The sequence below is a fragment of the Rhodoferax sp. ZS1R8 genome (genome assembly GCF_056521325.1).
Genome location: NZ_JBWMBA010000190.1, coordinates 628 through 1060 on the forward strand (window position 1 = coordinate 628; position 433 = coordinate 1060).

Here is a 433-nt window from a genome sequence, read left to right on the forward strand (position 1 = left end):
ACGAATGTGGTCCATCGGCCTCCCTGTTCGCAGGCGGCGTGTGTGCGGTGGCGTGCCTGCTGTCCTGGTATGGTGGACTGCTATACACCCCGCTCAAGACTTTGTGGTTGATCACTGGTAGCGCTTGGGTTTTTTTGGGAGCCTGGCTGTTGTACGGCGGGGTCAAGGCTTGGGCTGCTGTGCCCAGGCCCCTACGTTTGGTGGGTGGTGTTTTTGCGTTATGGGTGGCTTGGCTTGCCGTGTCCCAGGCGCGCACCATGGGCATCAATTTTTTGTTTTCGGTTTTGGTTCTGGTATGGGTTGCAGACATATTCGCCTACTTCGCTGGTAGAGCGTTGGGAGGGCGATTTTTCACGCGAAAACTGGCGCCATCCATCAGTCCCGGTAAGACCTGGGAGGGTGCATTCGGCGGCATGATTGGTGTTGTGGTGTG

At 57.3% G+C, this 433-nt stretch carries 1 protein-coding gene; it reads left to right on the plus strand.

Translation table 11 applies throughout. From position 1 onward, the window contains the following. Nucleotides 1-47: 47 nt before the first annotated feature. Nucleotides 48-433: phosphatidate cytidylyltransferase (locus AC097P_RS24905; RefSeq protein WP_479613091.1), on the plus strand; the 386-nt coding region annotated here is incomplete at its 3' end.